The sequence below is a fragment of the Bifidobacterium sp. genome (assembly GCF_022640935.1).
Lineage (GTDB): Bacteria > Actinomycetota > Actinomycetes > Actinomycetales > Bifidobacteriaceae > Bifidobacterium.
Genome location: NZ_JALCCV010000026.1, coordinates 1 through 21,639, shown reverse-complemented (window position 1 = coordinate 21,639; position 21,639 = coordinate 1). Strand labels below are relative to the sequence as shown.

The following is a 21,639-nucleotide window of genomic DNA, read 5'->3' as shown; positions in this document are numbered from 1 at the left end:
GCCTCGGCATCAGCCGCGAGTGTATGGATCGGCTTCAACTGCGCAGTTTCATCGGCTGCACGCCCCTGCTGCCTTCGACAATATGCGATCGCCTGCGATTACGCCGCAGGCAAGCAGCTGGGTCCGAAAAGGATCTTGATCTCGGCGAACAACGATGTGTCGCGTTTGACCCGGAACCGGTCGCCGAATGTCAGCACGCGGGCGTTGCCATGGTCGTCAAGCACCGCGAGTTTGACCTCGCAGTACCCCGGATGGTCGTGCAGCACTTGGCCGAGCTGGCCCATGCGGCTGCGGTCCAGCGCCACAGTCGGCAAAGTGATCATCAACGGTCGTTCGTCAGCTGCTTCCAATGTCGGCACCTGCAATTCCGTGGCACGGATGCTGGGCGTGGATTCGTCACGGACTTCGACCTGGCCGCGTATCTGCACGATCTCGTCGACGGCCAGATCCTGCGAAGCCGCTTCATAGACCTTGCCGAAGAACATACATTGGATCGAGCTCTCCATGTCTTCGATGGTGACGATGGCCCACGGGTTGCCTTTGCGCGAGACGCGCCGATCGACGCTGGTGATCAGCCCGGCGAGCGTGACCTGCTGGCGCTCGTCCATCGTGGCCGCGCGGTCGATCAAATGCGCGATCGACATCTCACGCAGGCCGCCCAGCACCGCCGTCATACCGCTCAACGGATGATCGGAGACATACAGGCCCAGCATCTCGCGCTCGAAGTTCAGCTTGGTCTTCTTGTCCCACTCCTCGATGTCAGGCACGACTATCGACGCGTCGCCCATTGCTTCGGCATCTGCGTCGCCATCCATGTCGGCGAACAGGTCGAACTGGCCTTCGGCCTGCTTGCGCTTGAGGCTGACCACCGAATCGATTGCCGCCGCGTGGATCTGGAACAGCGCCCGGCGGTTGGGATCGATGGAATCGAATGCTCCCGCCTTGATCAACGATTCCACCAAACGACGATTCAGCGCCGTCAGCGGCACACGCCGGATGAAATCCATGAAGTTGACATAGCGGCCGCGCTCGGTCGTGCGCTCGGCGATGATATCGTCCACTGCCCTGTCGCCGACGTTGCGAATCGCGCCTAAGCCGAAACGCACGACGTCGCCTACTGCCGAGTATTCCAGGATCGACTCGTTGACATCCGGCGGCAGCACCTGGATGCCCATGCGGCGCGCCTCGCCCAAGTAGAGCGCCGTCTTGTCCTTGTTCGTGCGCTCGTTCTGCAGCAGCGCGGCCATGAATTCGACCGGGTAATGCGTTTTGAGATAGGCGGTCCAGTACGAGATCAACCCGTACGCGGCGGAATGCGCCTTGTTGAACGCGTATCCGGAGAAGGGCACGAGAATATCCCACACCGCCTGCGCCGCCTCTTCCGAGTAGCCGTGCTCCTTCATGCCCTCGAAGAACGGTCCTTGCTCCTTGGCCAGCACCTCGGGCTTCTTCTTGCCCATGGCGCGGCGCAGCACATCGGCTCGGCCCAGCGAGTAGCCGGCCAGGATACGCGCCGCCGACTGCACCTGCTCCTGGTAGACGATCAGGCCATAGGTCTCGTCGAGCACCGCTGCCAACGGCTTCTCCACCTCGGGATGGATCGGGATGATGCGCTGCAAACCGTTCTTGCGCTTGGCGTAATTGGTATGCGAATCCATATCCATCGGGCCTGGCCGATACAGCGCGATAAGCGCCGAAATATCGTTGAAGTTATCGGGTTTGAGCTGGCGCAGCAGCGAGCGCATGCCATCGGAATCAAGCTGGAAGACGCCCAGGGTATCGCCACGGGAGAGTAGCTGGTAGGTCTCTTTATCGTCCAGCGGGATCTTGGTGTAGTCGATGCCATCCTTGCCATTGCGCTCGATGTTGAGCAGCGTGTCGCGGATGACCGTAAGATTGGAGAGCCCGAGAAAATCCATCTTGACCAAGCCGAGCGTCTCGCAGGTATGGTATTCGAAGGTCGTGGTGACCGTGCCGTCGGTGCGTTCCAGTAGCGGCGAGGTGTCGGTGATGGGCTGCGAACCCATGATCGTGGCGCAGGCATGCACGCCGGTCTGCCGGATTAGGCCTTCGATGCCCTTGGCCTGCTCGGTGATGCGTTTCGTGTCCGGATCGGATTCGTAGAGCTCCCTGAATTCGCGGGCCTCCGCATAACGTTTCGACGTGGGGTCGAAGATGTCCTTCAGGCTCGCGTCCTTACCGTTTTTGCTCGGCGGCAGCGCCTTGGTGATGTGCTCGCCGACGGAGAACTCGTAGCCCATGATGCGGGCCGAATCCTTGAGCGCCTGCTTGGTTTTGATCGTACCGTAGATCACGCACTGGGCAACCTTGTCGCGGCCGTATTTTTCGCCGACATAGTCGAGCACCTTCATGCGGCCTTCAGGATCGAAGTCCACGTCGATATCCGGAAGCGAGACGCGCTCAGGGTTGAGGAAGCGCTCGAAGATCAGGCCGTGCTTGAGCGGGTCGAGTTCGGTGATGCCCATCGCATAGGAGACCATCGAGCCTGCCGCAGAGCCGCGGCCCGGGCCGACCATCACACCGTGCGTCTTGGCCCAATTGATATAGTCGGCGACAACGAGGAAGTATCCACAGAACTGCATCTGGCAGATGATGCCGCACTCGTAGTCGGCCTGTTTGAGTACATAGTCGGGCACATTGCCGTCGTAGCGCCGGTCCAAGCCCTCCTGCACGTCCCTGAGGAACAGGGAAGTCTCGTCCCAGCCTTCCGGGCAGTCGAATTCGGGCATGAACGCACCGTCCTCGCCGTCGTCGAACATCACATTGCAGCGCTCGGCGATCTCCAATGTGTTGTCGCAGGCCTCAGGCAGGTCGTGGAAGAGCTCGCGCATCTCCTCGGCGGATTTGATGTAATAGCCGGAGCCGTCGAATTTGAAACGGTTCGGGTCATCCAGGCGCGAACCGGAGTTGATGCACAGCATGGCGTCCTGCGCGCTGCGATCCTCTTCGTGCACATAATGCGAGTCGTTGGTGGCCAGCAGCGGGGCGTCAAGCTGTTTGGCGATTTTCAGCAGATCGTTGGCTACGCGCCTCTCGATGCTCAGGCCGTGATCCATGAGTTCGATGTAGAAATTGTCCTTGCCATAGATGTCCTGCAGCTGGCCTGCGGCACGTAGCGCATCGTCGAATTGTCCCAGGCGCAGACGGGTCTGCACGATGCCGGAAGGGCAGCCCGAAGAAGCGATGACGCCTTTGGAATATTGCGAGAGCACCTCGTAATCCATACGCGGATAACGCATGACGCGACCTTCGAGGTTGGCGACCGAGGACGCCTTCATCAGGTTGACCAAGCCCTCGTCGTTTTGCGCCCACATGGTCATATGCGTGATCAGGCCGCCGCCGGAGACGTCATCGGAGCGCTGGGATTCATTGCCCCAGTGCACGCGCGTCTTGTCCTGCCGCGCGGTCTCCGGGGTCACATAGGCTTCGATGCCGATGATCGGCTTGATGCCTGCCTTGACCGCCGTGCTCCACATTTCGTAAGCGCCATGCATATTGCCGTGGTCGGTGATGCCCACCGCCGGCATGCCCAACTCCTTGGCGCGGGCCACCAGATCAGGAATTTTCGATGCGCCATCAAGCAGCGAGTAATGCGTGTGATTGTGCAGCTGCACGAAGTTTCCGGAATTGGCCATGATTCCACGATAGCGGCGGAATATGACTTCGAGGCGGGTGCATGTCTCCGCGGCTCGGCACTGATTCATGGCCAAGTCCGTGGGCCCAGCCGTACAGCACGCTGACCGTAGCTCAGCCGTCGGCCTCCCTCTTCGCGGCCTTGGCGGACGCTCGGTCTCTCCTACGCACGGCGAGCGCTGTGCGCTTTACGGCTCGACATGCACGAAATGTGGATAACCCGAAGCCTTCGACCACATTGGCCGATTCGGCTTGCGCGGGCTTGCGCCGAATCGTGAGACTGATATCAGACCAGCGAAATAAGGTCGCGCGGCACCGTTTTTGACATTCCAGGTGCTGCGCACGATCCAATATGAAGGAGCAGCCATGAAATCCGACGACGATCGACATGTCTCCATGCCGTCAAAGCCGCAGCCAGAACCATGCCCGAAGACACAAGACCGGCCATGCGGACAGCGTCACCAACGCCACGCGGCAACGGCTATCGTTGCGCTGGCGTTGGGAATCGCCGCATTCCTGCTTGCGTCCACGGGCTTTGGCGGCTTTGCCTATCTGCGCCGAGGCAGATACAACCCTGCCGATGCAATCGTGCTGCTGGGGGTTTCCCTCTCCATTCCGCTGTCCATCGTCTGCTCGGTCGGGGCGCTCGTGCTTGCCGCGATCACCAGGCTGCGACGGCCCTCCAATCGTGAGCAACTGGAGGCCATGGAACGAGACCGGAGCATGACAGGAACCGCCATGTTTCTGAGCCTGCCTCCCCTGCTCGTCTGCATCACCCTCATCATCGGCCCTCCTTAGCATGGATGCGCGAGCGCCGCGCCGCCGGTCTCGTCACGCAAGTTACGGTTGCGCGTCGGGCGGATCGGAGGCGATATGCCCGGCCTTGAGCACATCAAGCGCATGCTGCAGATCAGACGGATAGCGGGAATCGACCGTGGTCCAGACCTTGGTGCGCGGATGACGAAATTCGAGACGCATCGCATGCAGCCACTGCCGGTTCAGCCCCAGTTCGGCGGTGAACTTCGGATTGGAGCCGTACATCGAATCGCCTGCCAACGGATGCCCTATCGAAGAGAAATGAACACGAATCTGATGGGTTCGGCCGGTCTCAAGATTCACCGAAACAAGCGTGGCTTTGCCGAAGCGTTCAAGCACATCCCAGTGTGTGACGGCCGACTTGCCCCCCGGCGTGATGGTGAAACGGAAATCGCTGACCTTTGCCCTGCCGATCGGCGCCTCGATCGTGGCTCTGTCTTGGCTCAGGTTGCCTTGCGCCAACGCGTGGTAGATCTTCACCACCTCGTGGTGCGAGAATTGCCGGCGCATCTCCCTGTAGGCCAGTTCGGACTTGCATACGAGCATAAGGCCGCTGGTGCCCACATCGAGCCGGCTGACGATACCCTGCCGTCCCGGGGCCCCATAGGAGGTGATGTGCACGCCGCGATGGATGAGGCTTCCCAGCACGGTAGGCCCGGTCCAGCCAGCGGAAGCATGTGCGGCAACGCCCACGGGCTTGTCGACGATGACCACATCGTCATCCTCGTAGGCGACAGCCATGTCTTCGGCGATGGGCTCGACTCCTCGATGTTCCTGCTCGAGGTCGAATTCGACCACGTCACCGGCAAGCAGCGAAGTGGATTTGTGCATCGATCTGCCAAGAACGCGCACCTGTCCGCTGTCGATGAGTTCGGAAGCCTTCGCGCGTGAGACCCCGAGCATTTTCGCCGCAGCGATATCGAACCGTCTGCCGATAAGCGCATCGGGGGCGGGGATCACCGGGCTGCTCATTGCGGTTCAGGCCCCATGTGCTTCTCTTCGGATTGCGTTCCAACGCTGCCGCGCTTATTTTCCAAGCTTTTCAAGTGCCGTTCGCGATCTCGCGCGCTGAATGGCTCGCCCATCAGGATCAGCGCGACAATGCCCGCGCCAGCGAACATCAACAGGATATCGGCGACATTGCCTATCGACCATCCGTAATCGAGAAAATCCACGACCTTGCCATTCAGAAAGCCGTCGGCGTAGGCCACCCGATCGATAAGGTTGCCGGCAGCGCCGGCAAAAGCTATGGAGAACGCCACGGTCCACCACATGGAGACAGTAGTGAGAGCCAGCGCCACCAAGAGCACGCAGGCCGCTGTCGCAAGCAGTGAGATCAGCCAGGTCATGGATGCGCCAAGACCGAGGGACGCCCCCGGATTATGAATAAGTCTCAGCGACAAGAGCCGCGGTACGACCGGCACGCTATGACCGTCGGCGAGCGCCCGACTCGCCCAGGCCTTGGTGATCTGATCACATGCCAGCGCAACAGCCGCGACACATGCAAAGACGGCTACGCGTGCGCGCAGCCGTCCATGTTGCCTATTGTTCATACTCGACGAAACCTCGACTCAGTCTTTCGGCTGGTCGATCTGGCTGTAGCTGTTCGTATCCGACACCTGAGACACCAGCTGGCCGAGGAAGTCGGTGAGGCGGGTGCGGTACTCGTTCTCGAATTGCTTCAGCCCTTGGATGTTCCCCTCAATGACCTTGGACTGCGATTCGAGGTTATCGCGCACCTGCTGTGCGTAGGCCTCGGCGGCCGTGCGGGTCTTCGTGTCGTATTCGGCGGCGCGGCGCTGCACTTCGGTCTCGTAGCCGTCGGCCTCGGTGTGCTTGTCCTTGACATACGCATCGGCATCGGCACGAGTCTTCGTCGAATACTCGTCGGCAGCGGTATGGGTCTGTTCGGCGTAGGCATCGGCGTCGGCACGAGTCTTGTTCGAGTAGGCTTCGGCGTCGCCGCGTGTCTTTTTGCTGAAGTCGTCGGCTTCGTTGCGGGTGCGTGTGGAATAGTCGTTGGCCTGCGACACCAGCTCCTCGTACTTGGCGTGGCTGGCATCGGTGATCTCACGTGCCTGGGCCTTGCCCTTGTCGACGTACTGGTCATGCAGCTGCATGGCGAGCGTAAGCATTGCGGTGGCGCGCTCCGGCTCGCTCTCGGCGCCAGAAGCAGCCCCTGCGATCTTCTGCAGGCTGCCGGTTTCTGTGCTCGGTTCGATCTTGGCGACCTGGGTACGCAGCTGTTCTTCACGCTGCTTGGACTCCTCAAGCTGACGGGCGACATCCTGCAGCTGGGCGGATTGCTGGCGCAGCTGAGGAAGCTCCTGCTCGTAGCCGGAGACTTTGTTCTGCATAGCGGCAAGCTGCCCCTGGTAGGAGGAGATCTCACGGCCCATCGAATCGATGTTGGCACGCAAATCGTCACGCTCATGCTGCACCGCAGTCAGCTGCTCACCAAGCTGTTCGTTGCCGGAAGCCTGAGCAGCCTGAGCAGTGAGCTGGTCGATCTGCGCAGTGAGCCGATCGACTTGACCTTTGAGCTGCTCATTCTGCGTGGAGAGTGCGCGGTTGCTTTCCTCGGCCTCGCTCAGCTTGGAAGCATCGACCTGTTCTGAGGAGGAACCTTGATTCTGCGCAGCCTCGCGCAGATTCTCATTCTCCCCTTGCAGCGACTGCACCTGCGCTGTCAGATCGGAAATCTTGGCGTTGAGGCTGGAGACATCCGGCCCCAACGACTGGGTGGCCTGGCCGCCTCCCTGCACCGCCTGCTTCCCCAGTGCCTCGACGGTTTCGGTCACCTGATCGAGAAAGTCGTCAACCTCGTCGACGTCGTATCCTTCTTTGAATCGGACCGTCTGGAAGGTATGTTCCCGTATGTCCTTAGGCGTCAACAGAGCCATAAATCCTACACCTCGCTTTGGGCATAATGCCTCAATGTGTTTCCATCCACATCGATGCTATCACGTAACGCAAGGATTTATATAGTTCTCGGCCTTGTCATATCAGTATTTGCAGCACAATCAATGCGAAATACAGCACGATGAAGCTCGTATCGAAGGCGATCGCGCCGAATCTGAGCGGCGGAACGTAGCGCCGCAGCCAGCGCAGCGGCGGATCGGTCAGGCGGTAGATCACGCCGACCAGGGCGGCGACGACCCCTCGCGGATACCATTGCGGGGCGAGCACGAAGGCCCAATCGAGAATCATGCGAATGAACAGCACGGTTATATATACGCCGATTGCCCAATCGAGGACACGGGAGATGATCCATAGCAACATGTCTTCAGCCTACCAAGAGGCCTTTAGGGGAAACCCGTGAAAACAGTATATGGATCCTGCGTATTTGCAGAATGTCGAGACGAATTTCAGGAAGAAGCCGACGGCCGAATGCGCGCACAGCGCAACGACGACATGTCGGCAGCCCGCGAAGCGGCATTCGTGGGACTCCCTGAATCAACCAGTCAAACAACCTGGCGGACAGTGACCAGAACAACGCTGCGTTATTTGGCAATCTATTCGGCGAACAGATCGCGCGCCGAATTGGCCGGCCTCGGCTCCTCGACTTTGATATTGACCTGCGCCGGGCTCAGCAGGAAAACGCGGGGCGTGACACGTTCGATCGATCCGCGCACGCCGAAGACCACGCCCGCTGAAAAATCGACGATGCGATAGGCCACAGCTTCTGCCACGCCGGTCAGATTGAGCACCACAGGCACGCCGTCGCGTATTGCACGGCCCACGAGCTGGGCGTCTTCGTAAGTCTTAGGATGGATCGTGGTGATTCTGCTGATGCGACCCTGGAAAGGACTGCTCTCGCGTGGCGAAGAAGACAGCGAACCGGACGGCTGGTTCGCGGGGGCGACACTGTGGTCTGAGTCGAAGGACGGCTCCTCCCCCTCATCCTGCGTCTCGATGTCCTCGTCCTCATCGACCACATCGGCCATGCCGAGATACGACATCGCGTTTTTCATAAACCCCGCCATGGAAGTTCCTTTCAATCAGTATGCAAATCAGCGCGTGCAAATCAACGAAGAAAATCAGGGATATCGAGATCACCCGGGTCATTGGGGGAAATCTCGTCGCCCTGCTGGGGGTCGTCGAACGGCAAGGAGGCCGCGTCGCCCGCGCCCGGCGCGAAATCAGGCGCGCTCTGCTGCACCAGCGGCGGCACCTCAACGGCCTTTGTGGGCTCGGATTTTGGTTCCGGCGTCTGCTCGTCATGCGCCTTGGCGGGCTCGACCGCATCGGTCTTCTTGGCGTTCGGATCGAAGCCGGCGGCAATGACGGTGACGCGCACCTCGTCGCCGTAGGCGTCGTCCAATGCCAGGCCCCAGATGATCTGTGCCTCGGGATGGATCGCCTTGCGCACCAGTTCGGTGGCGGCCGAAGCCTCCTGGAGCCCCAAGTCGGTAGGGCCGGCGATGTTGATGAGGGCGCCGTGGGCACCCTCGACGCTTTCCTCGAGCAGCGGGGAGCTGATCGCGATTTCGGCAGCTTGGGTGGCGCGGTCCTCGCCGCGCGCCGAGCCTATGCCGAAGAGCGCCGTGCCCGAGCCGCGCAGAATCGAGGAGATGTCTTGGAAATCGACGTGGATGTAGGAGTTCATCGTGATCAAGTCGGTGATGCCTTGCACGCCGGCCAGCAAAGCGGTGTCAGCGGTTTTAAAGGCGTCGACGATGCCGATCGTGCGGTCGGAAAGCTCAAGCAGCCGGTCGTTGGGGATGACGATGAGCGCATCGACCTCGTTGCGGAGATTCTCAATGCCCATTTTCGCCGATGCCGCACGTTGCGGACCTTCAAAGGAGAACGGCCGAGTGACCACGGCGATCGTGAGCGAACCCTGCTGGTGAGCCGCGCGCGCTACGATCGGGCTTGCGCCGGTGCCTGTGCCGCCGCCTTCGCCACAGGTCACGAAAACCATATCGGCGCCTTTGAGCGATTCTTCGATGTCGGACTGATGGTCCTGCGCTGCCTTGGCGCCCTTCTCAGGGTCCGCGCCGGCTCCCAAACCTCGGCTCGAAGCGTCGTTCAGCGAGATCTTCACATCCGCGTCGGAGCGCAGCAAATCCTTGGCATCAGTGTTGACCGCTACAAATTCAACGTTCTGCAGACCTTCAGCAATCATGCGATTGACGGCGTTGCCGCCGGCTCCACCGACACCGACTACCTTGATATTGGTCTTGTCGTTGAAATTGTCAGTCTGGGCAATCTCGCTCACCATAGTCTCCTGTCATTCACGGTTACGCCTTACTCTATCGCAGAATCAGGTCACCGCAGGCTTTTTTGCGGCGTGTATCGACCTTTTATTGTATCCTCGCGCCTTCGCAGCTGTTCGCAAACCAGCCATCAGTATCCCGCGTCCATGGGATCGTCGCCGAACAGCGCTTCGCGCTCGTCGTGCGTCGTACTGCGCGAAGCAAGCCATCCGTAGGGCAGATGCACTTTCTTCGCATAGCGAACGCGTCCGCGGGGCGTATCGATCACCCGCTCGGGAAGCCTGAGCGCGGGATCAAGACGATTGATCTCACATTCGACATCCTCAAGGCTTTCACATTCCATGAAGGCTTTGCGCGTCGTGCCGCCGACCGGGAAACCTTTGAGATACCAAGCGATGTGCTTGCGCAGATCGTGCACGGCCATCCGTTCCTCGCCGTCGAAGAATTCGACGAGCAGCCGGGCATGGCGCATGATCACCCTGCCGACCTCCCCTAGATTGGGGTTGATGCGCTCCGGGCTGCCTTCGAAGGCGTGTTTGATATCCGCGAACAGCCACGGCCGACCCTGGCAGCCACGGCCGACGGCGACGCCAGCGCAGCCGGTCTGGCGCACCATGGCCAGCGCGTCCTCGGCGCCCCAGATGTCGCCGTTGCCGAATACCGGGATATTCAGAGACTGCGCCAGTTCGCCGATACGATGCCAATCGGAGTGCCCGCCGTAATACTCGGCAGTGGTGCGCGCGTGCAGCGTCACGGCCGCGCAGCCCTCCTCCTGGGCGATATGGCCGGCCTCAAGATACGTCTCATGTTCATGGTCGATGCCCACGCGGATTTTCGCGGTAACGGGAATATTCGCCCTGGAACAGACCTCGACGACGCGAGAGACCAGCTCGCGGAAGATGTCCATTTTCCAAGGCAGCGCCGAACCGCCGCCACGCCGCGTGACCTTGGGCACCGGGCAACCGAAGTTCAGATCGACATGGTCGGCCATGCCGCCGTCGGCCACCATCTGCGCAGCCTGCGCGACAATGGCCGGGTTCACGCCGTACAGTTGCAGCGAACGGATCTTCTCGCTGGGCGCGAAACGGCACAGCCGGAACGCTTTGGGGTTGCGTGCGATCAAAGCCCGCGCCGTGATCATCTCCGCCACATACAGCCCGCTGGGGCCATACTCCTCGCACAGCACGCGGAACGGCCAGTTGGTGACCCCCGCCATCGGCGACAGCACGACCGGCGTAGGGATGTGGATCGGACCCAGATCGACCGGGGCAATAGCGGCATCGGCATGTTGAGCATCGACGTCGATCCCGGCATCAGTGCCGGTCTCAGTGCTGCGAGCCGCGCCGGCAGTCCCCTGGCGCAGCTCCCCACGTATCGCACCCATCTGCCGGACGCCGCGCGGGTCGCTGAGCGTGCCACGACGCCCGACATCCCTATTGGCCAGCGTCGTCTCGTCATGCGCGACGGCTGCCGGCGCGAGAACAGACGCCGTGTCAGCGCGCGCCGAAGCATCGCGCCCCGGCGCGGCGCCGCTAACAGGTGCAGTTTCCGTCACAGTCCATCCACTCATTCGGTTGATACAGCGTGATCAATGAGGCTCGCGTTTTCAGCACGGCCTGTCCAGCGAGAGCGGCCTGATCCAAGTTGGCCCATCACAGGGCCGACCAGCACCGGCGCAATCAACTCAGTACAAGCCGCCGGCTTCGGCCACCTTCACCGGGGCGCTCAGGTCCTCGCCGCTTTCCTTAGCGACATCCACGCCGCCGTCGGCCGCAGCCGTGCCAACGATGCTGATGGGTCCCTCCGGGTAACGCACGCGGCGTTCGCTCACGCGCCCGGCCACGTAATCGGCGACCTTGTCGAGGCTAATACGCTGCTGTTGCATCGTGTCGCGTTCGCGAATCGTCACCGCGTGGTCGTCGATCGTATCGAAATCGACGGTGACGCACAGCGGCGTGCCGATCTCGTCTTCGCGGCGGTAACGGCGGCCGATGGCCCCGGCCTCGTCGTAGTCGATCATCCAGTCGTGCTGGCGCAGCTCGGCGGCGAGATCATGCGCGATGCCTTGCAGCGCGGGCTTCTTGCTCAGCGGCAGCACCGCGGCCTTGACAGGCGCCAGACGCGGATCGAGCCGCAGCACGGTGCGTTTGTCGACGCCGCCCTTGGTGTTGGGCGCCTCGTCGATGGCGAAGGCGTCGACGAGGAAAGCCATGAGCGAGCGGGTCAGACCGGCGGCAGGCTCGATCACGTAGGGAATATAGCGGTCGCCGCCTGCCGGGTCGAAGTAGCTCAGGTCTTCGCCCGAATGCTTGGCGTGGGCGGAGAGATCGAAGTCGGTACGGTTTGCGATGCCTTCCAGCTCGCCCCAGTCGGAGCCTTGGAAGCCGAACTTGTACTCGATGTCGACCGTGCGTTTCGAATAGTGCGACAGTTTCTCTTTGGGATGCTCGTAATGGCGCAGATTCGCCGGGTCGATCCCGAGGTCCGTATACCAGCGGGTGCGGGTGTCGATCCAGTACTGGTGCCAGTCCTCATCCGTGCCGGGCACGACGAAGAACTCCATCTCCATCTGCTCGAATTCACGGGTCCTGAAAATGAAGTTGCCCGGCGTAATTTCGTTACGGAAGGACTTGCCCATATTCGCGATGCCGAACGGCGGCTTGGAGCGCGAGGAAGTCATGACGTTCTTGAAGTCCACGAAGATGCCCTGCGCGGTCTCCGGGCGCAGGTAATGCAGCGAGTTCTCGTCCTCGACGGGGCCGAGCGAGGTATGCAGCATCATGTTGAAATCGCGCGGCTCAGTCCATTTGCCGCGCACGCCGCAGTCAGGGCAGGCGATGTCGGCCAAGCCGTTCTCCGGCATCTTATCGCCGTGCTTCTCGGCGTAGGATTCCTCGAGTTTGTCGGCGCGATGGCGCTTGTGGCAGTTCAGGCATTCGATCAGCGGATCGTTGAAGACGCTGACATGGCCCGAGGCCACCCACACCTGCGTCGGCAGGATGACCGATGTGTCCACGCCGACGATGTCGCCGCGCGTAGTGACCATCGCGCGCCACCATTCGCGCTTGATATTGTCCTTGAGCGCCACGCCGAGCGGTCCGTAATCCCAAGCGGACCGGGTTCCGCCGTAGATCTCGCCGGCGGGAAACACGAACCCGCGACGCTTCGCGAGCGATACGACTTCATCGAGCTTAGAGACAGCCACAGCACACCTTCTACTTGGGATTTTCAACGCCTGCAACCCGACCGAGTCTAATGCCTGACAATGACACGGGCAACAGCTCATTGCGGGCGCCGCGGCGGGGTTCGCGGATTCCTGCGCAGGCAGAGGGTTGCAGCGCCCTTGGCACGGCAAGCGAAGGAGGCCATGCGTCAGGGCGCTACCATTTCATATGTATATGTATTGTGATACCCGGCTGAAGGAAAGAGAATCATGATTGATCGCAACAGCGAACGCCAGGAAGTCCCCATGGACCCCGATACCGGCAGGCCGTACATCAACACGCTCGCGGCAGTCGCCATCGCGCCGAGCGGCACCGGCGCGGAGCTGAGCGAGTACGTCGCCCAGGCCGTCGACGTGATCCGCGAATCAGGGCTTCCGAACGAGACGAACGCGATGTTCACCAATATCGAGGGCGACCTCGACGAGGTGCTGTCGGTCGTGCGCGACGCCGCCTACAAGCTTGCCTCGCAAGGCTACCGCACCGGAGTCACCCTCAAGCTCGACATCCGCCCCGGCTTCACCGGGCAATTGCACGCGAAGGCCGAGCTGGTCGACAAGATCCTCGAACAGGGCTGAGCGAGGGCGCCGAAAATCTCATGCCCAGTTACGTATCGGGTGGGTATATCGTTTGACATATGACCACGATGAAAGAGATCGCGCGGCGAACTGGGGTGTCTATTTCTACTGTTTCCCTAGTGCTCAACGACCGTGACGCCGGCCGAGTGAAACCCAAGACCGCGGTTCACGTACGCCGAATCGCCAAGGAACTTGGCTATCAGCCCAATCCCTTGGCACGTTCGCTGCGCACGAGCAAAACGCGCATCCTGGGCTTCATCAGCGAAGAGATCGCCACCACTCCATACGCAGGAGGCATGATTCTCGGGGCCCAAGACGCGGCCAGCAGACTGGGGTATGTGATGCTGACCGTCAATACAGAAGGCATCGCCAGCGCGGACGACGAAATCGCAGCGCTGCGGCGGTACGGCGTGGACGGATTCGTGTACGCCAAGATGTTCAATTGCCTCACCTCCGTGCCGTCGAGTCTCACCTCTCTGCCTTTCGTTCTCGCCGACGCGCAGGACGAGGAACATCGCTCCCCGAGCATCACTCCCGACGAAATCCAAATCGGATACGATGCGACGCGCCGTCTGATCACGGCAGGCTGCTCACGTATCGCCTACATCGGAAGCCTGGATCCCATGCTCGCGCAAGGTCAGCGTCTCGTCGGGCATCTTCAGGCTCTCAAGGACGCCGGACTCGACCTCGGCCCAGGCATGCAGATCAATGTATCCGGCAATGAGGCTGCTTTAGCTGCAATCGACCGGCTGATCGAGTCGGAGCACCCCGACGGATTCTTTTGCTTCAATGACGCCCGCGCCATGCAGCTCTACCTGTGCGCCGCCCGCCACGGCCTGCATATCGGCGAGGACATATCCGTAGTCGGCGTAGACAACCACCGGGTATTCGCCGAGACCTTGTCTCCTCGGCTAACCAGCGTGGAATTGCCGCATTATGAGATGGGCTTCTGGGCTGTGTCGAAACTGGTTTCCCTCATCGAAAGGCAGAATCCTCCCAAGGCCGTGCTCCCGCCGCCCGGAAGAGATACCGCGCCCCTGCCTTCTTTTGAGTCCGTCCCCGCGAAAATTCATTGCCGGCTCATCGAAAAAGAGTCAGTGCAAAGCGGCGGTTTCTAGCGGTGGTTGCAACGCCTTGTGATTTTTTGGTGGTTTGATGCTATCTATCGGGTTTGATTGGTGAGTTCGTTTATTTTTTTTGCTGGGTTCCATGTAGTCGGCGTTTTCTGGGCCGGTCGTTAGGTTCCTCGGCGACGGCGTCGAGGTGGCGTTCGGGATGGATGGATGAGTGGGCGCCTGTGGAGGTATTGGCGTGGCCGTCCGGTGGTGTTCTCGTTGGCGCCGTGCCGTGCACATCACGCCCATGGGCGGATAGGCCGCTCCCGCACACCCTATCGCAACACCGGCCCTCGCCGAAGAACGGGCGCTGCAACGACCACTGGAACCGGCCAGACACTAAGAACATGTATGGGAGGGACGACACTCGACACCGAAGACATCGTGATCGCCATCATCTTCGTTTCGCGCGGATATGATCCGATCCGAAATATTCGGAACCTTCGAAAGAGCGATTCGGGAATCCTGAAAATTATCGTCGCCGCGCTTTCGTCAATCGATTGACGTCAATCGATTGACGATATATACTGAATGCTGTCTGATCTCCTCACCGGCACACTAGTTCAACCGGGAAGGCGCTCAGTGATGGCTTTTCGCCTATAGCACAGCGGTGACCATCCATAAAACATTGGCGTTCGGAAGCCGGCACAGCGGCCGGTGTCCCTCCGCCTCATTAGGAAAGGACTGTCATGGTTCAACATGCGCAACACAAAATTGTGAGAATCTGTGCGGCACTTCTTGCGGCAGCCGGCATACTTGGTTTTTCAGGGTGCGGCGAAGCCCAACGCGCGGCAGCCAAGGCCAATGCTAGCGAGATAACGCTCTGGACGCATTCCGCCGGATCGGAGGCCGAACTCGCCGCGGATCGCCAGATGATTAACGACTACAACAAATCACCAAATCGGAAGGCAGTAGTCAAACTGCAGTCATTCCCGCAAAGCTCCTACAATGACTCGATCATATCGGCATCATCAGCCGGCAATCTGCCTTGCCTCGTCGATGTCGACCAGCCCAATACCCCCTACTGGGCATGGGCGAACATCCTCGCCCCGATCAGCAACAAGGCGTTGCTCAAACGGGCCAATCAACTTATGAAGTCGGCCAAAGGCACGTGGAACGACAAAATATACACTGTCGGATACTTCGATGCCACCACTGCCCTGTTCGCACGCAAATCCGTACTTGAGAAGAATGGCATTCGCATAGCCACCGTCGAGCATCCTTGGAACAAAGCGGAGATGGACGACGCCCTCGCCAAGCTGAAGAAAAGCGGGCAATGGTCATATCCCTTCGAAATCGGCACTGCCGACAATAAAAGCGAATGGTATGCATACGCCTATGGTCCGATTCTGCAATCATTCGGAGGAGATCTGATCAACCGCACGGATTATCAGACTGCAGACGGCAAGCTCAACGGCGCAGCGGCAAAGAAATTCGCTCACTGGATGCAGGACCTCGTCGTCAAAGGCTACATTAATTCCAAGGGCGGCTCGGACACCGCGCTGGACTTCGTGAACAACAAGTCTGGTCTGCTGTACGGCGGCATCTGGTCCATGTCGACATTCCAGAAATATGCCAAGGATTACGATGACATCGTCGCCATGCCCCTGACCGATTTCGGGCACGGCTCCGTGGCGGGCGGCGGCTCATGGACCGTGGGCATGACCACAACGTGCACCAATAAAGAGGCCGCGCAGGATTATCTGCGTTTCAGTTTACAGGACAAGTACATTGCGACGATGTCGAAGGCGGGCATGAACATACCGGTCACCACAGGTGCCCAACAGCTCGTGCCACAATTCTCCAAAGGCGGTGACATGCAGGTGTTCACGCAAATCTCGCAACGATATGCCAAGATGCGGCCTGAAACCCCCGCCTATAACTTCATATCCACCGAATTCCGTAAGACTATCGGCGACATCATGAACGGAGCAGATGTCAATACATGGCTTGACAAGGCTGTCAACCATATTGACGGCAATATCCAAGGCGCCGACGGATACACCAAGAACTGAGAGGAACCATCATGACCACTGCAAGCAAACTTGATTCACCTGTGGCAAAGCCAGCCATAACCGAACGCAAAACCGACGATGAACGCCGCCACGAGAATTCTGTGGGCTGGGGAATGCTGCTTCCCGCTTGTCTTCTTCTGCTCCTGTTCATCGGCATACCTGTGCTGATCGCCTTCGGACTGGCATTCACCAACGCCCGCACCATCAGCCCGAACCCTGCACGACTGATTGGGTTCAGCAACTTCATTCGACTGTTCTCGGATCCGACATTCTGGTACGCGCTTCGCAATGTCGCCGTATTCGCCATCGTCGTCGTGCCCGTACAGGCCGGGCTCGGTCTCTTCCTCGCCGTCCTCATCAACAAGCAGGTGCGTAGTTCCGTATTCTTCCGCACGGTCTACTTTCTGCCTGTCGTCACCTCTATGGTCGTCGTTTCTCTGCTATGGATGTTTATCTACCAGAATGACGGCATGCTCAATCAGATGCTCGACAGGATCACATTCGGCCACTGGCAAGCGGTGGATTGGCTCAACAATCCCCGTACCGCGATGGGAGCGATTATTGTCATGTCGATATGGCAGGCGGTAGGCCAGCACATGCTCATCTGGCTTTCCGGACTGCAGACCATCCCCGGCGAGCTATACGAAGCAGCGGAGCTTGATGGCTGCAGCGCCTGGCAGCAATTCAAGAACGTGACGTGGCCGTGCCTGCGTTCGACGCGCAACATGATTCTCATCACCATCACCATCGCCGCGCTCAGCCTATTCACCCAGATTAACGTGATGACTCAAGGCGGACCGCGCGATTCCACCACAACTGTGGTGTTCGAAGCCGTCCGCTCCGGCTTCCAGCAGCAGGAAATGGGTTACGCTTCGGCGATCACTCTCGTCTTCTTCCTTATCATCATGCTGATCACTGGCATACAGCGTTACATGATCAAAGATCGCTGACCGGCGACGGATCACGACGGTAATTAACAAAGGAACGTTATCATGGTAAATTCAACGATTGTCTCTCCTGTTTCCCACTCCCCTGCTGCGAAAAAACGCGCATTCAAACATACCAAGGCAACGGCATCGGCACACAGCCGACTTTCCATAGGCGGATGGATCGTACGCATCCTATTCGCCTGCCTATTCGCCTTTCCCCTGCTGTTCATGGTCGTGAGTTCGTTCAAGCCCGACGATGAAATCATGGCCGACCTCAGCAGTTGGAAAGCCTTCCTCCCCGTAGGCAACATCTCGCTGGAGAATTACGCCCAAGTTTTCACTCGCGTGCCGGCGGGACGATTCCTCATGAACTCCGTAATCATCACGTTGGTCACCGTAGTGCTTGGCGTACTGGTCAATTCCATGGCCGCATTCGCGATTCAACGGCTGAACGTCAAGGGCAAGAAGATCATCTTCACCTTTATTCTCGCCACGCTTATGGTGCCATTCGAGACCTACGCCATTCCTCTGCTCTGGTGGGTCAATCAGCTGCCTCGCCCGATGGTGGATCAATTCGGCCTGTATTTCACACGCGGTTGGATTGACACCATGCCCGTGCAGATAGTGCCGTTCATCGCCAACGCCTTCTCGATTTATCTCTATATTCAGTACTTCGAAACAATTCCGAAGGATCTCGACGAGGCAGCACGCGTGGACGGCGCCGGCTGGTTCCATATCTATGCGCGCATTGTGATGCCGCTGTCTGGCCCGGCCACAGCGACAGTCGTCATCCTCAGCTTCCTGCCGATGTGGAACCAGTATGTGTGGCCGTTGATGGTCGTGCAATCCGAGAAGCTGCGGCCGGTGATGATCGGCGTGCAGTACTTCCAGCAGATGACCACCTCGTGGGGGCAGATCATGGCGTACTCGTCGCTGATCACTGTGCCGATTATCATCGTGTTTGTGATATTCCAACGGCAATTCGTCAGCTCCATCGCCTCTTCGGGAGTCAAGGGCTAGCGGCTGGCCGAGGCGGCGGCTGCGCCTGCATCGTGCAGGACAAGACGGGCGCAGCCGCCGCCTCAGGCGTTGCCCGCGCTTTATAGCCATAGGCGTTCCGGCACCATATACCCCTTCAATCGAAAGGATTCGACAATGGGTTTCACCCCCACGCACACCCCGATTCACGACCATGACGCCGAGCTCGACAAGGCCGAGGCAGGCGCCGCGAAGCTGGCCGCCACGCGCGATGACCGCTGGTACCCGAAGTTCCATATTGCTTCGAATGGCGGCTGGATCAACGATCCGAACGGGCTGTGCCGTTACCACGGTCGATGGCATGTCTTCTACCAACTGCACCCGTATGGCACGCAGTGGGGGCCGATGCACTGGGGCCATGTGTCCAGCGCCGATATGGTCACTTGGCGGCGCGAACCGATTGCGATGGCTCCGAGCCTTGCCCAAGAGCGCGATGGAGTGTTCTCCGGTTCCGCTGCGATCGGCGATGACGGCAAACTACGCTTCTACTACACCGGGCACCAGGTCCTCGACGCAGACGCGGGCGCAGGGTATGCCCGAGAAGTGCAAATGCTTGCCACAGCGCAGAACAACGACGCCACACGGCTCGTTAAACAGGGCATGATCATCGATTGCCCGCGCGACGAGGTCGATTCTGACTTCCGCGATCCGAAAGTGTGGAAAACCGGCGACACATGGTACATGACCTTCGGGGTGTCTTCGGCCCGCAGGCGCGGCCAGATGTGGCTGTATACCTCGCACGACATGGTCGAATGGACCTTTGACCGGATCCTGTTCGAACACCCTGACCCCGATGTCTTCATGCTCGAATGCCCGGACTTCTTCCCCATCATTGGGCCAGACGGCAACGAGAAATGGGTGATCGGATTCTCCGCCATGGGTTCGAAGCCCTGCGGGTTCATGAACCGCAACACCAGCAATGCCGGCTATATGATCGGCTCGTGGAGGCCTGGCGAGGCCTTCCAGCCGGAAAGCGAGTTCCGCCTGTGGGATTGCGGACATAATTTCTATGCGCCGCAATCATTCACAGCTCCCGACGGCCGCCAGATCATGATCGGCTGGATGAGCCCATTCGCCGAAGCCGCCCCGATGCAAGACGACGGCTGGTGCGGCCAACTGACCCTACCACGCGAAATAACGCTCGGGGCCGATGGCGATCTGCACACCTCTCCCGTTGCAGAGCTCTCCAAGCTGCGTGACGGCACTACGGACCTTGGCGCTCTCGATCTGCGATCCGAGGAGAATCGTGTCATCATGGACGATGCGGAGGCTGTGGAAATCGAGCTGACTCTCGATCTGTCCCGTTCCACCGCCGAACGCATGGGACTGAAAATCCACGCGACCGACGACGGATCATACAGCTATGTGAACTACGACGATCAGCTCGGCCGCATCGTCATTGACCGGCAGACGGCAGCACACGGCGGTCGCGGATACCGCACCGCGCCGCTATCCAATGCCGAGCTGGCCAGCGGAAGAGTCGATCTGCGCATCTTCGTGGACCGCGGCTCGATCGAGGTCTACGTCAACGGCGGACGCCAAGTGCTCACCTCATACAGCTATCCGTCTGAAAGACGGCGCGCGATCAAGCTGACGTCAGAATCAGGGACGACCCATATCGATATGCTCAGGATCCACCCGCTCAGGAGCATCGGTCTGGAATAGGGGCGCGTTTCGGCGGCGCCAGCTCACGCAATTATTTCCTGACGCCGCCGAAACGCCGCTCGCGGTGCACATAGTGGTCGATGGAGCGCCACAAGGCGTCGCGGCCGTAGTCGGGGAAGAGCTCGGGCGCGAAATCAAGTTCGGCGTAGGCGGCTTCCCAAGGCAGGAAGTTCGAGGTGCGCTGCTCGCCTGAGGTGCGGATCACCAAGTCGCAGTCCGGGATGTCGGGATTGTAGAGATGCTGGGCGATCATCTTTTCCGTAACGCGGTCACCGCTGATCTCCCTGTCACGCACCTGCTGGGCGAGCGCGGCGCAGGCGTCGGCGATTTCGGCGCGGCCGCCGTAATTGATGCAGAACACCACGTCGATGGTCTTGTTGCGCTTGGTGCGCTCCATCGCGACTTCAAGCTCCTCGATTACCGATTTCCACAGTCGCGGGCGCCTGCCCGCCCAGCGCACGCGCACGCCCCAGTCATCCATCTGCGCAACCCTCCGATGGATGATGTCGCGCGAGAATCCCATGAGAAAACGTACCTCCTGCGGGCTGCGCTTCCAGTTCTCAGTGGAAAATGTGTACAGGCTCAAATAGCGCACGCCGGCCTCGATGGCGCCGGCGATCGTGTCGAACACCACGGGCTCCGCCGCCTGGTGTCCGTTGGTGCGCACCAGCCCGCGCTGCTGCGCCCAGCGCCCGTTGCCGTCCATGATGATGCCGACATGCCGGGGCACCTTGCCTTTGGGGAAGTCCGGGATGATCGAAAGATCCGAGAAGGGCGCAGCAGGAACGTCGAGCGACGTGTAGTCGACATGTTCGAAAGTCATAGCTACGAATGTAACAAGCGCAGCGAACGAATAGGCCGCTCCAAGTAGTATTCTCCCCATTCTTCGACAATTCGGGCCACGGCAGGCCATTCCTGCCGGCCATGCGTCTCTCCGGCAGCGTCCTCGGCCCATGCCGCTGTGCTTTCCGCGCCGGCCTCGTCAAGCGTCGACCAGTCCCCTGCGATCAGCGCGCGCAGTCGGCGGTAGGCTTCGGGGCTGAGACGCGTCGCATCCGGCGTGCGATCGGACAGGCACATCATGCCGCCGGAAAGCGTCGAAAAGTAGGCGAGCTCGTCGCGTCTGGCGCAGACCACGCAGGAGTCGAGCCTTGGAGCCCAGCCGGCAATGGCCAAGGCGCGCATCACATACGACCGCGCGATCGTAAGCGGCTCATGCGCGTGTTTCGACAAGGCATTGAGCGCGCCGATAACCAACAGGTACTGGTCACGGGCACGCTCATGCTCGGTGGAGACGAGCTTGTCCGCCGTTTCGACGATCACATTCGCGGCGGAGTAAGCATCGAAGTCGAGGCAGATCTCAGCCGCATATGAGCCGATCGACACGGC

General features: G+C 60.1%; 19 protein-coding genes. 8 read left to right on the top strand and 11 right to left on the bottom strand.

Annotation, left to right across the window (positions count from 1 at the left end):
* Nucleotides 1-98 precede the first annotated feature (98 nt).
* A complete protein-coding gene (dnaE, locus tag LKG04_RS06920) occupies nt 99-3,656 on the bottom strand; it encodes a DNA polymerase III subunit alpha (RefSeq protein ID WP_291763549.1) in 3,558 nt (1,185 codons plus the stop codon).
* 364 nt (nt 3,657-4,020) lie between these two features.
* Between dnaE and LKG04_RS06915 the strand changes: the two genes are divergently transcribed.
* Nucleotides 4,021-4,452, top strand: coding sequence for a hypothetical protein (locus tag LKG04_RS06915; protein WP_291763546.1), 432 nt, complete (start codon nt 4,021-4,023; stop codon nt 4,450-4,452).
* A gap of 42 nt (nt 4,453-4,494) precedes the next feature.
* Here the strand turns inward: LKG04_RS06915 and LKG04_RS06910 are convergent, their stop codons facing one another.
* The 8 genes from LKG04_RS06910 to LKG04_RS06875 form a co-directional block, all read right to left on the bottom strand.
* Nucleotides 4,495-5,442, bottom strand: a complete 948-nt coding sequence (locus LKG04_RS06910) for an RluA family pseudouridine synthase (protein ID WP_291763543.1) — start codon at nt 5,440-5,442, stop codon at nt 4,495-4,497.
* Nucleotides 5,439-6,023, bottom strand: a complete 585-nt coding sequence (locus LKG04_RS06905) for a signal peptidase II (protein WP_291763541.1) — start codon at nt 6,021-6,023, stop codon at nt 5,439-5,441. The genes LKG04_RS06910 and LKG04_RS06905 overlap by 4 nt, the downstream gene beginning before the upstream one ends.
* An 18-nt stretch (nt 6,024-6,041) precedes the next feature.
* Nucleotides 6,042-7,373: a DivIVA domain-containing protein gene (locus LKG04_RS06900; protein WP_291763539.1), complete on the bottom strand. Its 1,332-nt coding sequence runs from the start codon at nt 7,371-7,373 to the stop codon at nt 6,042-6,044.
* Nucleotides 7,374-7,470: 97 nt separating this feature from the next.
* A complete protein-coding gene (locus LKG04_RS06895; protein ID WP_291763537.1) occupies nt 7,471-7,752 on the bottom strand; it encodes a YggT family protein in 282 nt (93 codons plus the stop codon).
* 233 nt (nt 7,753-7,985) lie between these two features.
* Nucleotides 7,986-8,456, bottom strand: a complete 471-nt coding sequence (locus LKG04_RS06890; protein WP_291763534.1) for a cell division protein SepF — start codon at nt 8,454-8,456, stop codon at nt 7,986-7,988.
* A gap of 41 nt (nt 8,457-8,497) precedes the next feature.
* Nucleotides 8,498-9,691 carry a cell division protein FtsZ gene (ftsZ, locus tag LKG04_RS06885; RefSeq protein ID WP_291763562.1) on the bottom strand — a complete coding sequence of 398 codons (1,194 nt, stop codon included), beginning with the start codon at nt 9,689-9,691 and terminating at the stop codon, nt 8,498-8,500.
* 128 nt (nt 9,692-9,819) lie between these two features.
* On the bottom strand, nt 9,820-11,073 hold the full coding sequence (dusB, locus tag LKG04_RS06880; RefSeq protein WP_434734893.1) for a tRNA dihydrouridine synthase DusB: 1,254 nt from the start codon (nt 11,071-11,073) through the stop codon (nt 9,820-9,822).
* A 300-nt stretch (nt 11,074-11,373) separates the two neighbouring features.
* Nucleotides 11,374-12,894, bottom strand: a complete 1,521-nt coding sequence (locus LKG04_RS06875) for a glycine--tRNA ligase (RefSeq protein ID WP_291763529.1) — start codon at nt 12,892-12,894, stop codon at nt 11,374-11,376.
* Between the two features lie 225 nt (nt 12,895-13,119).
* On the opposite strand from LKG04_RS06875, the gene LKG04_RS06870 reads away from it, so the two are divergent.
* From LKG04_RS06870 to LKG04_RS06840, 7 genes are all read left to right on the top strand, one after another.
* Entirely contained in the window at nt 13,120-13,488 is a 369-nt protein-coding gene (locus LKG04_RS06870; protein WP_291763559.1) for a thiamine-binding protein, read from the top strand.
* Nucleotides 13,489-13,547: 59 nt separating this feature from the next.
* The gene (locus LKG04_RS06865; protein ID WP_291763527.1) at nt 13,548-14,606 is read left to right on the top strand and encodes a LacI family DNA-binding transcriptional regulator; all 1,059 of its coding nucleotides are present in this window, start codon (nt 13,548-13,550) and stop codon (nt 14,604-14,606) included.
* Nucleotides 14,607-14,954: 348 nt separating this feature from the next.
* Complete coding sequence (locus LKG04_RS06860; RefSeq protein ID WP_291763524.1) at nt 14,955-15,107, top strand: hypothetical protein; 153 nt, start codon at nt 14,955-14,957, stop codon at nt 15,105-15,107.
* Between the two features lie 185 nt (nt 15,108-15,292).
* Nucleotides 15,293-16,618, top strand: coding sequence for an extracellular solute-binding protein (locus tag LKG04_RS06855; protein ID WP_291763521.1), 1,326 nt, complete (start codon nt 15,293-15,295; stop codon nt 16,616-16,618).
* 11 nt (nt 16,619-16,629) lie between these two features.
* A complete protein-coding gene (locus LKG04_RS06850; RefSeq protein WP_291763519.1) occupies nt 16,630-17,568 on the top strand; it encodes a carbohydrate ABC transporter permease in 939 nt (312 codons plus the stop codon).
* Nucleotides 17,569-17,610: 42 nt separating this feature from the next.
* The gene (locus tag LKG04_RS06845; RefSeq protein WP_291763517.1) at nt 17,611-18,567 is read left to right on the top strand and encodes a carbohydrate ABC transporter permease; all 957 of its coding nucleotides are present in this window, start codon (nt 17,611-17,613) and stop codon (nt 18,565-18,567) included.
* A 135-nt stretch (nt 18,568-18,702) separates the two neighbouring features.
* Entirely contained in the window at nt 18,703-20,250 is a 1,548-nt protein-coding gene (locus LKG04_RS06840) for a glycoside hydrolase family 32 protein (protein ID WP_291763514.1), read from the top strand.
* Nucleotides 20,251-20,281: 31 nt separating this feature from the next.
* Here LKG04_RS06840 and LKG04_RS06835 read toward each other — a convergent pair whose 3' ends face one another.
* Nucleotides 20,282-21,073: an isoprenyl transferase gene (locus LKG04_RS06835; RefSeq protein ID WP_291763512.1), complete on the bottom strand. Its 792-nt coding sequence runs from the start codon at nt 21,071-21,073 to the stop codon at nt 20,282-20,284.
* Nucleotides 21,074-21,075: 2 nt separating this feature from the next.
* Nucleotides 21,076-21,639: DNA repair protein RecO (recO, locus tag LKG04_RS06830; protein ID WP_291763510.1), on the bottom strand; the 564-nt coding region annotated here is incomplete at its 5' end.

Bases quoted from the DNA above. Each gene is read 5' to 3' on its own strand.
- LKG04_RS06915 (WP_291763546.1), top strand. From the start codon at position 4,021: ATGAAATCCGACGACGATCGACATGTCTCCATGCCGTCAAAGCCGCAG.
- LKG04_RS06910 (WP_291763543.1), bottom strand. From the start codon at position 5,442: ATGAGCAGCCCGGTGATCCCCGCCCCCGATGCGCTTATCGGCAGACGG.
- LKG04_RS06865 (WP_291763527.1), top strand. From the start codon at position 13,548: ATGACCACGATGAAAGAGATCGCGCGGCGAACTGGGGTGTCTATTTCT.
- LKG04_RS06835 (WP_291763512.1), bottom strand. From the start codon at position 21,073: ATGACTTTCGAACATGTCGACTACACGTCGCTCGACGTTCCTGCTGCG.
- LKG04_RS06855 (WP_291763521.1), top strand. From the start codon at position 15,293: ATGGTTCAACATGCGCAACACAAAATTGTGAGAATCTGTGCGGCACTT.
- LKG04_RS06905 (WP_291763541.1), bottom strand. From the start codon at position 6,023: ATGAACAATAGGCAACATGGACGGCTGCGCGCACGCGTAGCCGTCTTT.
- LKG04_RS06895 (WP_291763537.1), bottom strand. From the start codon at position 7,752: ATGTTGCTATGGATCATCTCCCGTGTCCTCGATTGGGCAATCGGCGTA.
- dusB (WP_434734893.1), bottom strand. From the start codon at position 11,073: ATGGGTGCGATACGTGGGGAGCTGCGCCAGGGGACTGCCGGCGCGGCT.
- LKG04_RS06840 (WP_291763514.1), top strand. From the start codon at position 18,703: ATGGGTTTCACCCCCACGCACACCCCGATTCACGACCATGACGCCGAG.
- LKG04_RS06890 (WP_291763534.1), bottom strand. From the start codon at position 8,456: ATGGCGGGGTTTATGAAAAACGCGATGTCGTATCTCGGCATGGCCGAT.
- dnaE (WP_291763549.1), bottom strand. From the start codon at position 3,656: ATGGCCAATTCCGGAAACTTCGTGCAGCTGCACAATCACACGCATTAC.
- LKG04_RS06860 (WP_291763524.1), top strand. From the start codon at position 14,955: ATGGGAGGGACGACACTCGACACCGAAGACATCGTGATCGCCATCATC.
- LKG04_RS06850 (WP_291763519.1), top strand. From the start codon at position 16,630: ATGACCACTGCAAGCAAACTTGATTCACCTGTGGCAAAGCCAGCCATA.
- LKG04_RS06900 (WP_291763539.1), bottom strand. From the start codon at position 7,373: ATGGCTCTGTTGACGCCTAAGGACATACGGGAACATACCTTCCAGACG.
- LKG04_RS06845 (WP_291763517.1), top strand. From the start codon at position 17,611: ATGGTAAATTCAACGATTGTCTCTCCTGTTTCCCACTCCCCTGCTGCG.